General features: G+C 69.2%; 8 protein-coding genes and 1 pseudogene. 5 read left to right on the forward strand and 4 right to left on the reverse strand.

All coding sequences use genetic code 11. From position 1 onward, the window contains the following. A partial coding sequence (gene hemE, locus LI92_RS17180; RefSeq protein ID WP_046320994.1) for a uroporphyrinogen decarboxylase occupies nucleotides 1-816 on the reverse strand: 816 nt, incomplete at its 3' end. Between the two features lie 288 nt (nucleotides 817-1,104). Between hemE and LI92_RS17185 the strand changes: the two genes are divergently transcribed. The 3 genes from LI92_RS17185 to LI92_RS17195 all read left to right on the forward strand — a co-directional run bounded on the left by LI92_RS17185 (nucleotide 1,105) and on the right by LI92_RS17195 (nucleotide 3,535). Continuing rightward, nucleotides 1,105-1,641 (forward strand): DUF3000 domain-containing protein, encoded by a 537-nt coding sequence (locus LI92_RS17185; protein WP_502691469.1) that lies wholly within the window; start codon nucleotides 1,105-1,107, stop codon nucleotides 1,639-1,641. Between the two features lies 1 nt (nucleotide 1,642). Then, nucleotides 1,643-2,914, forward strand: coding sequence for a ribonuclease D (locus LI92_RS17190; RefSeq protein WP_046320979.1), 1,272 nt, complete (start codon nucleotides 1,643-1,645; stop codon nucleotides 2,912-2,914). Between the two features lie 213 nt (nucleotides 2,915-3,127). Continuing rightward, nucleotides 3,128-3,535, forward strand: a complete 408-nt coding sequence (locus tag LI92_RS17195; protein WP_046320981.1) for a PACE efflux transporter — start codon at nucleotides 3,128-3,130, stop codon at nucleotides 3,533-3,535. A gap of 5 nt (nucleotides 3,536-3,540) precedes the next feature. Here the strand turns inward: LI92_RS17195 and dxs are convergent, their stop codons facing one another. Beyond that, nucleotides 3,541-5,454 (reverse strand): 1-deoxy-D-xylulose-5-phosphate synthase, encoded by a 1,914-nt coding sequence (dxs, locus tag LI92_RS17200; protein ID WP_046320982.1) that lies wholly within the window; start codon nucleotides 5,452-5,454, stop codon nucleotides 3,541-3,543. 47 nt (nucleotides 5,455-5,501) lie between these two features. Between dxs and LI92_RS17205 the strand changes: the two genes are divergently transcribed. After that, a complete protein-coding gene (locus LI92_RS17205; RefSeq protein WP_046320985.1) occupies nucleotides 5,502-5,945 on the forward strand; it encodes a CBS domain-containing protein in 444 nt (147 codons plus the stop codon). Between the two features lie 8 nt (nucleotides 5,946-5,953). Continuing rightward, entirely contained in the window at nucleotides 5,954-7,243 is a 1,290-nt protein-coding gene (locus tag LI92_RS17210; RefSeq protein WP_046320988.1) for an ArsB/NhaD family transporter, read from the forward strand. A gap of 10 nt (nucleotides 7,244-7,253) precedes the next feature. Here LI92_RS17210 and LI92_RS17215 read toward each other — a convergent pair whose 3' ends face one another. Continuing rightward, complete coding sequence (locus LI92_RS17215; RefSeq protein WP_046320990.1) at nucleotides 7,254-8,429, reverse strand: class I SAM-dependent RNA methyltransferase; 1,176 nt, start codon at nucleotides 8,427-8,429, stop codon at nucleotides 7,254-7,256. Nucleotides 8,430-8,433: 4 nt separating this feature from the next. Next, a pseudogene (locus LI92_RS17220) lies at nucleotides 8,434-9,244 on the reverse strand (DNA-binding protein); the annotation flags it as partial.

Here is a 9,244-nt window from a genome sequence, read left to right on the forward strand (position 1 = left end):
GCGCCAGTCCACCCCGACCATCCTGGCCGGCGCCGGCTGCATGACCTCGGCCATCACGCCCAGCAGCTCGCCGGTCTGCACCCCGAAGTGCGTCATGGGGACCCCACGGTCGGCGAGGGTGGCGAAAACGCGGGCGCTGTGCGGGGCTACGTAGCGCCGGTAGTCGGCCCGGCACAGGGCCCCGGCCCAGGAGTCGAACAGCTGGATGGCGTCGACGCCGTGGTCGAGCTGCACCGAAAGGAACGCGATGGTCAGGTCGGTGAGCCGGGTCATCAATTCGTGCCAGCTGTCCGGATCGGCCAGCATCATCGCCTTGGTCCGGGCGTGGGTCCGGCTCGGACCGCCCTCGACCAGATAGGAGGCCAGCGTGAACGGCGCGCCGGCGAAGCCGATCAGTGGCACCTGCCCCAACGCGTCCACCAGCAGCGATACCGCCGTCGCGACCGCCGTCACCTGTTGGGGGTCCAGCGGCTTGAGTGCGGCGACGTCGGCGGCGGTGCGCACCGGGCTCGCGATCACCGGCCCGACGTCGGGCACGATGTCCAGATCCACCCCGGCCCCGCGCAACGGCACCACGATGTCGGAGAACAGGATCGCCGCATCGACGTCGTGGCGGCGCACCGGCTGCAGGGTGATCTCACAGACCAGCTCCGGGTCGAAGCAAGCCGCCAGCATGGTGTGCTGTGCGCGCAGCTCCCGGTATTCGGGCAGGGAACGACCGGCCTGGCGCATGAACCAGACCGGCACCCTGCTGGGTGTCCGGCCGGCGACGGCGGTCAGGTACGGGGAATCAGGCAGTTCACGACGGGGGCTCATCGCGCTCAATGCTGCCACGCCCGCCCGCCACAGGCCGAACCGTGCTGATTCTCTGCGCCGCTCGAGCGGCCCGACTCCGAGGAGCCTGGCCGAACCGGGGTGATTCGGCGCGCCTGTCTGCGCCGACCGGCGCCGGGGGTTAGCGTGAGATCCGGTGACCCGCGTCGCGGCGGTGCGCAATTCAACTCTGGGCGCCGGCCGCTGGCGATGCGGCGCACAGCGATCAGTTAAGGAGCGGCACCCGTGACATCAGCCGAGCCTGCCCCGTTCCGGGAAGCGGTGGCGACGATGCACGCCGCGACGGTGCGGTCGGAGATCGAGTTGGGCCCGATCCGGCCGCCGCAGCGCCTGGCGCCCTACAGCTATGCCCTGGGCGCCGAGGTCAAGCATCCCGAGACCGACTTCGTCCCGGAAGACTCCGACGGCGATGCCTTCGGCCGGCTGATCCTGCTTTACGACCCCGACGGCACCGACGCCTGGGACGGCACCATGCGGCTGGTGGCCTTCATCCAGGCCGACCTGGATCCGCAGGAGGCAATCGACCCGCTGCTGCCCGAGGTCGCCTGGAGCTGGCTGGTGGAGGCCCTGGCGGCCCGCACCGAGCACGTCACCGCCCTGGGCGGCACCGTCACCGCCACCACCTCGGTCCGCTACGGCGACATCGCCGGGCCACCGCGGGGACACCAGCTGGAACTGCGCGCGTCATGGACGGCGACCACACCCGAGCTGGGCAGCCATGTCCAGGCGTTCTGTGAGGTCCTGGAGCATGCCGCGGGCCTGCCCCCGGTCGGGATCACCGATCTGAATTCGCGAACCCGCGTCTGAGATGTCCGAGCAGACTCAAGAACCGGCCACCGACGAGCCCGAGCCGACACCGCTGTCGCATCCCGCCGAGGGGGTGCCCGAGGTGTCGACCACGCGCCGACAGGTGCATGCGGCCGCCGATCTGCTGGCGGGCGGTCACGGCCCGTTCGCGGTGGACGCCGAGCGGGCCTCGGGTTTCCGTTACTCCAATCGGGCTTACCTGATTCAGATTCGCCGGGCCGGAGCGGGGACGGTGCTGATCGATCCGGTCGGCGCGGGCGAGGATCCGGCCGCCCTGCTGCGCCCGGTCGCCGAGGTGCTCGACGACGACGAATGGATTCTGCACGCCGCCGATCAGGATCTGGCCTGCCTGGCCGAGGTCGGGATGTGGCCCAAGGCGCTCTACGACACCGAGTTGGCCGGCCGGCTCGCCGGCTTCGAGCGGGTGAACCTGGCCGCGATGGTGCAGCGACTGTTGGGCCTGGGTCTGGCCAAGGGCCACGGCGCCGCCGACTGGTCCAAACGGCCGCTGCCGGCGGAGTGGCTCAACTACGCCGCCCTGGACGTCGAGGTGCTCATCGAGCTGCGCCACGCGGTCGCCGAGGTGTTGTCCGAGCAGGGTAAAACCGACTGGGCGGCACAGGAATTCAACCACCTCCGGGTAACCGATTTCACCACGACCACACGCCGGGACCGGTGGCGGCGCACGTCGGGGATTCACAAGGTGCGGGATCGGCGCGGCCTGGCCGCCGTTCGGGAGTTGTGGACTGTACGCGACCAGATCGCGGCGCGCCGCGATGTCGCGCCCGGTCGCATCCTGCCCGACGCCGCGATCATCGCCGCGGCAATAGCCAACCCCACGACCGTCGAGGAACTGCTTGCTCTGCCGGTGTTCGGCGGGCCCAGACAACGCCGCAGCGCGTCGACCTGGCTGGCTGCGCTGGCTGCGGCTCGCGACAACCCGGAGCCGCTGGAAACCGGCGAAGCCGCCAACGGCCCACCACCGCCGTCCCGCTGGGCTCGGCGCAAGCCTGAGGCCGCCGCCCGCCTCGATGCGGCGCGCGCCGCGCTGACCGCGGTGTCCGAACAGGTGAACGTACCGACGGAGAATCTGCTCACCCCCGAGCTGGTGCGCCGGTTGTGCTGGGACTGGAAACCGGGCCGGTCGGACGCCGCGACGGCGATCGAGGAGTTTCTGGCCGCCGGCGGCGCGCGGCCGTGGCAACGCGCCCTGACGGTGCCGGTACTGGCCGAGGCGCTCAGCGCAACGACAGGCGCCAACCCCCCGCACTGAGCGCCCCCCTTTCCGTTGACTCTGCGCCTACCAGGCACTAGTGCGAGTAATCCGCCTGGTCAGCGCAGAGTCAACGATGTTGTAGGTCGCGGGCTGTTGCTACACTGCCCACAGAGCAGCCGAATCGGCTTTTCGGCCAGTGCTTTCACCCACTCACACCGTGGACGTGAACCGTCAAGGACTTCCCATGGCTGAATTTCCTTGGAGGGCCTTGTGTCTCGAACTTTTCGCCGGATCGTCTACGTCATCAGCTACGAGCTGGTCGCCGTTGCGCTGACCACCCTCGGCCTGACCGTCCTGGGGTTCGGCGGCGGGAGCTCAGGAGTTGTGGCGGTGGCCGCGTCCACTGTCGCGGTGATCTGGAATTACCTGTGGACCACTGCGTTTGAGAGCTGGGAGCGGCGCCGGTCCAGCCGCACCCGCACCCTTCGGCGCCGGATCGCCCACGCCGTCGGTTTCGAAGGCGGCCTGGTGGTGCTGTTATTGCCGGTCGTGGCCCACACCTTGAAGGTATCGCTGCTGGAGGCCTTCAGTCTCGAAATCGGCCTGCTGGCCTTCTTCCTCGTCTACACCTTCATGTTCGCGTGGGTGTTCGACACGATCTGGCCACCGGCGAACTGAACCCGCTAGTCGAGACTCTCGCTGACCTCGTCGACGCACGTCCTCGAACCCAGCGCCGCTACCCAGCCGGTGATCTGGCGGGCCACGTCCTGCGCGGACAGGCCGACCTCGGCCAGCACCTCGCCGCGCGAGGCGTGGTCGTAGAAACGCTGCGGCAGACCGACGTCGCGGCAGGGCAGATCGAGCTCCGCGCGGCGCAGCGCCGCCGACACCGCCGAGCCGACACCACCGGCCACCCCGTTGTCCTCGCAGGTGACCACCAGTTTGTGCCCAGCGGCCATCTCGACGAGGACGTCGGGCACCGGGAGCACCCAGCGCGGATCGACCACGGTCACGCCGATCCCCTGCTTGCGCAGTCGCTCCGCCGCCGCCAGCGCCATCGGAGCGAACGCGCCGACCGCGACGAGCAGGACATCGGTGGGCAGACCGTCGGCAGGCACCGCCAGCACGTCCACCCCGGACCGCCGCTCAATAGCGGGAATATCTTCGCCCACTTCCCCTTTCGGGAATCGCAACGCGGTGGGGCCGTCATCGGCATCGAGCGCTTCACCGAGTTCTTCACGCAGCCGCACGCCGTCGCGCGGTGCGGCCACCCGGATACCGGGCACCACACCGAGAATGGACAGATCCCACATGCCGTTGTGGCTGGCGCCGTCGGGCCCGGTGATCCCGGACCGGTCCAGCACCAGCGTGACCGGCAGCTGATGCAACGCCACGTCCATCATGAGCTGGTCGAAGGCGCGGTTGAGGAACGTCGAGTAGACCGCCACCACCGGGTGCAGACCGCCCATCGCCAGCCCCGCCGCCGAAGTCAAGGCGTGCTGCTCGGCGATCCCGACGTCGAACATCCGATCCGGAAAACGCTGCCCGAACGGCGCCAGCCCGGTCGGGCCGGGCATGGCGGCGGTGATCGCCACCACATCGCGGCGCTTGGCGCCGTACTCGATGAGCGCATCGGAGAACACCGCCGTCCAGCCGCGCCCCGACGTCTCGGCGGCGTAGCCGGTCAACGGGTCGATCACCCCGCAGGCGTGCATCTGCTCGGCTTCGTCGTTCTCCGCCGGCCCGTAGCCCTTGCCCTTGCGGGTCACCACGTGCACGATCACCGGCCCGCCGAACCCGCGCGCCCGGCGCAACGCCGACTCCACCGCCGCCTCGTCATGGCCGTCGATCGGGCCCAGGTACTTCAGCCCGAGGTCGGTGAACAGCGCCTGCGGCGCCAGCGCATCCTTGAGGCCCGCCTTGACGCTGTGGATGACCTGGTAGCCGAGTTCGCCGACCAGCGGCACGCCGCGCACCGCGGTACGGCCGCGTTCCAGCAGCCGCTCGTAGGCCGGCTGCAGCCGCAGGGCGGCCAGATGGTCGGCGAAGCCGCCGATGGTGGGCGCATAGCTGCGGCCGTTGTCGTTGACCACGATCACCACCGGACGGTTGCCCGCAGCGATGTTGTTGAGCGCCTCCCAGCACATCCCACCGGTCAGGGCGCCGTCGCCGACGACGGCCACCACGTGCCGGTTGCGGTGCCCGGTGAGCTCAAAGGCTTTCGCCAGCCCGTCGGCGTAGGACAGCGCCGAGCTGGCATGGCTGGATTCCACCCAGTCGTGCTCGCTCTCCGCGCGCGACGGGTAGCCCGACAGGCCGCCCTTCTTGCGCAGCGTGTCGAAGTCGAGGCTGCGCCCGGTCAGCATCTTGTGCACGTAGGCCTGGTGGCCGGTGTCGAAGATGATCGGGTCGTGTGGGGAGTCGAACACCCGATGCAACGCCAAAGTGAGTTCCACCACACCCAGGTTCGGCCCCAGATGTCCACCCGTTGCGGCGACCTTGTGGATCAGGAACTCGCGGATCTCGGCCGCCAAATCGGTCAGCTGGGCCTGCGACAAGTGCTGCAGATCGGCGGGGCCGCGGATCCCTTCAAGCATCCGGCCAGTCTACGCACGGCGGCTGGCGGCCCAGCTATCGTCGTCCTATGCGCGCCGCGGAGATCGCCGAGGAATTCCCGGTGGTGGCCATCGACTCCAGCGCCCTATCGGCGGCCGGACTGCTCGCCGAGCACCGGTTGCCCGGGATCGTGGTGGTCGACGGATCGGGTCGTCCCCTAGCAGTGCTGCCCGCCTCCCAGGTGGTGCGTTTCATCGTGCCGGGCTACATCCAGGACGACCCGTCGCTGGCCGGCGTGCTCAACGAGAACATGGCCGACCACGCCGCCGACAAGCTGGGCGCCAAAGCGGTACGCGACATGCTGCCCGAGCACCTGCCCGAGTTGCCGGCAGCCGGCGCCGACGAGACGGTGATCGAAGTCGCCTCCACCATGGCCCGCCTGCGCAGCCCGCTGGTCGCCGTGGTCAAAGACGGTAAACTGCTCGGCGTGATCACCGCGGCGCGTCTGCTTGCCATGGCGCTGAAAGCCTGACCCCGCGGATGGCCTTTATCGCGACGGCGGTGTTTTTAACCGCGTACGCGTTCATCGCCGCTGACCGAATCAACAAAACGCTGGTGGCGCTGGCCGGCGCGGCCGCCGTCGTCATCCTTCCGGTGATCAGCTCCGAGGACATCTTCTATTCCCGCGAAACTGGGATCGACTGGGACGTCATCTTCCTGCTGCTGGGCATGATGATCATCGTCAGCGTGTTACGCCAGACCGGGGTCTTCGAGTACATTGCGATCTGGGCAGCCAAGCGCGCCAACGGTTCTCCGCTGCGGATCATGGTCCTGCTGGTGCTGGTGACGGCGGTGGCCTCGGCGCTGCTGGACAACGTGACCACGGTGCTGCTGATCGCCCCGGTCACCTTGCTGGTCTGCGACCGCCTCGAGATCAACCCCGCGCCGTTCCTGATGGCTGAGGTGTTCGCGTCCAACATCGGCGGCGCCGCCACCCTGGTCGGCGACCCGCCCAACATCATCATCGCCAGCCGGGCCGGGTTGACCTTCAACGCCTTCCTGATCCACCTGGCCCCGATCGTGGCCGTGGTGATCGCTGTGTTCATCGTCATGCTGCCCCGACTTTTTCCCGGATCGTTCGCCGTGGAACCCGACCGGGTCGCCGACGTGATGGCACTTGAGGAACGCGAGGCGATCCGCGACCGGAGCCTGCTGATCAAATGCGGCGTGGTGCTGGCCGCGGTGTTCGCCGGATTCATGGGCCACGGCGCACTGCATCTGGAGCCCTCGGTGGTGGCGTTGCTGGGCGCCGGGGCGCTGATCGTGGCCTCCCGGATGGAACGCTCCGACTACCTGGCGGGGGTGGAATGGGAAACCCTGCTGTTCTTCGCCGGGCTGTTCGTGATGGTCGGCGCGCTGGTGGACACCGGCGCGATCGGCGCGCTGGCCAAGGCCGCCACCGAGCTCACCGGCGGCAACGCCCTGCTGACCACGATGGGCATCCTGGGGGTGTCGGCGCCGGTGTCGGGCATCATCGACAACATCCCCTACGTGGCCACCATGACCCCGATCGTCGCCGAGCTCAGTACCACCCTGCCCAACGACCTGCATCCCGACGCGTTGTGGTGGGCGCTGGCGCTGGGCGCCGATTTCGGCGGCAACCTGACCGCGGTGGGAGCCAGCGCCAACGTGGTGATGCTCGGCATCGCCCGGCGCGCCGGCAGTCCCATCTCCTTCTGGGAGTTCACCCGCAAGGGCATCGTGGTGACCGCGATGTCGGTGGCGCTGTCGGCGGTGTACCTGTGGCTGCGCTACTTCGTGTTCGGCTGACGCCGGGCGCTCACCGGGTGAGCAGCGCCACGCACTCCATGTGATGGGTCAGCGGGAAGGCGTCGAACACCCGGATCTGCTCGACGGTGTACCCGTGGCCCCGATACAGGCCGATGTCGCGGGCGAACGCGGCCGCCTCACAGCCGACGTGCACAATGCGCGGCACCTCTGCGGCCGCCAGCAGGTCGATCACCTCACGCCCGGCGCCGGCGCGAGGCGGATCCAGCACCGCGACAGCGGCCGGCTCGCGCTGCGCCTCCAGTGCCCGGCGCACCGAGTCGGTGCGCACTGAGATCTGCGGGAGATCGGCCAGTGCCGCCCGGGCGGCGCCCGTCGCGGCGCGTGAGGTGTCGACGCTGATCACCTTTCCGGACGGCCCCACCGACTCGGCCAGCGCCGCGGCGAAGATTCCGGCCCCACCGTAGAGATCCCAGGCGGTGCTGCCCGAATGGGCCTGCGCCCATTGCGCTATCAGCGCACTGTAGATCGAGGCCGCCCGCCGATGCGCCTGCCAGAACGCGGTCACCGGGATCAGCCAGCGGCGGCGGCCGACCCACTGGGCGGCGTGGTAGTCGCCCTCGACGACCTCCGGGCGATGCCCCCGGCCGGTGCTCACCACGTGCCGGACCCCGTCGTCATCGGCCACCACATGCACGTGATCGCCAGGCCGCCAACGTTGTTCGGCCAGCCCCTTGATCATCCCCGCCGGCAGCTGACCGCACCGCAGGTCGGTGACCAGCTCATCGCTGTGGTACCGGTGGAATCCGGCCTGCCCGTCGGCGCCCACTTCCAGGCGGACCCGGCTGCGCCAGCCCGTCGGCCCGTCATCGCCGAGCGGTTCGGCTTCGCCGTTCCAGGCATGCCCGCCGAGCCGGGCCAGCTGGTTGGCCACCACCTCACCTTTGAGCGCCCGCGCTGCCGCCGGGTCGGCGAACGCCAGGTCACAGCAGCCGGCACCGTCCGCACCGGCGATCGGGCACAGCGACTCGATCCGGGCCGCAGCCGGTTCGAGCACCTCGACGCACTCACCGTGCCAGTAGGAACCGCGCTGCGCGGTGATGCGCACCCGCACCCGTTCGCCGGGCAGTGCGTAGCGAACGAAGACCACTCGGCCGTCGTGCCTGGCCACGCAACTGCCGCCGTTGGCGGGCGGCCCCGTGACCAGGGTCAGTTCTTGATCGATCACTGCCTTAAAAGCCTCTCCGGGTGTCGCCGGGCGCGGGGCGCTGCGCCAGGACCTTGCGTCGCTCCGAAGAGTTCAGCTGCCAGGGCACCGAGGTGACCATGACCTGGGGCATGAACAACAGCCGGGTCTTGAGTCGCAGGGCACTCTGGTTGTGCAGCAGCTGTTCCCACCAGCGGCCCACCACGTATTCGGGGATGTACACGGTCACCACAGTGCGCGGGGACTCCTTGCTGATGCGCTTGACGTAGTCGAGCACCGGCCGGGTGATCTCGCGGTACGGCGATGCGATCACTTTAAGCGGGACGGTGATATCGCTTTCCTCCCACTCTCGGACCAGTCGGCGGGTCTCGGTGTCGTCCACGTTGACGGTGATCGCTTCCAGGGAGTCCGGTCGCGTCGCCCGCGCGTAGGCCAGCGCGCGGCGGGTCGGCAGGTGCAGCTTCGACACCAGCACCAGAGCATGGTTGCGACTGGGCAGTATCGCCTGGTCCTCCTGGGCGGCCGACTGTGCGGCCAGTTCCAGGTTGACCGCGTCGTAGTGCCGGCGAATCAGCTTCATCAGCACGAACAGCACCGACATCGCCACGATCGCGATCCACGCGCCGGCGATGAACTTGGTGGCGATCACCACGACCAGCACCACCCCGGTGGCAATGAAGCCGATCGTGTTGACCACCCGCGAGCGCACCATCTTCGACCGGGCAGCCTGGTCGGTCTCGTTGCGCAGCAACCTGTTCCAATGCCGCACCATACCGATCTGACTCAGCGTGAACGAGACGAAGACCCCGACGATGTAGAGCTGGATGAGCGCGGTC

The organism is Mycobacterium sp. UM_Kg1 (assembly GCF_000972925.1).
Lineage (GTDB): Bacteria > Actinomycetota > Actinomycetes > Mycobacteriales > Mycobacteriaceae > Mycobacterium > Mycobacterium hiberniae.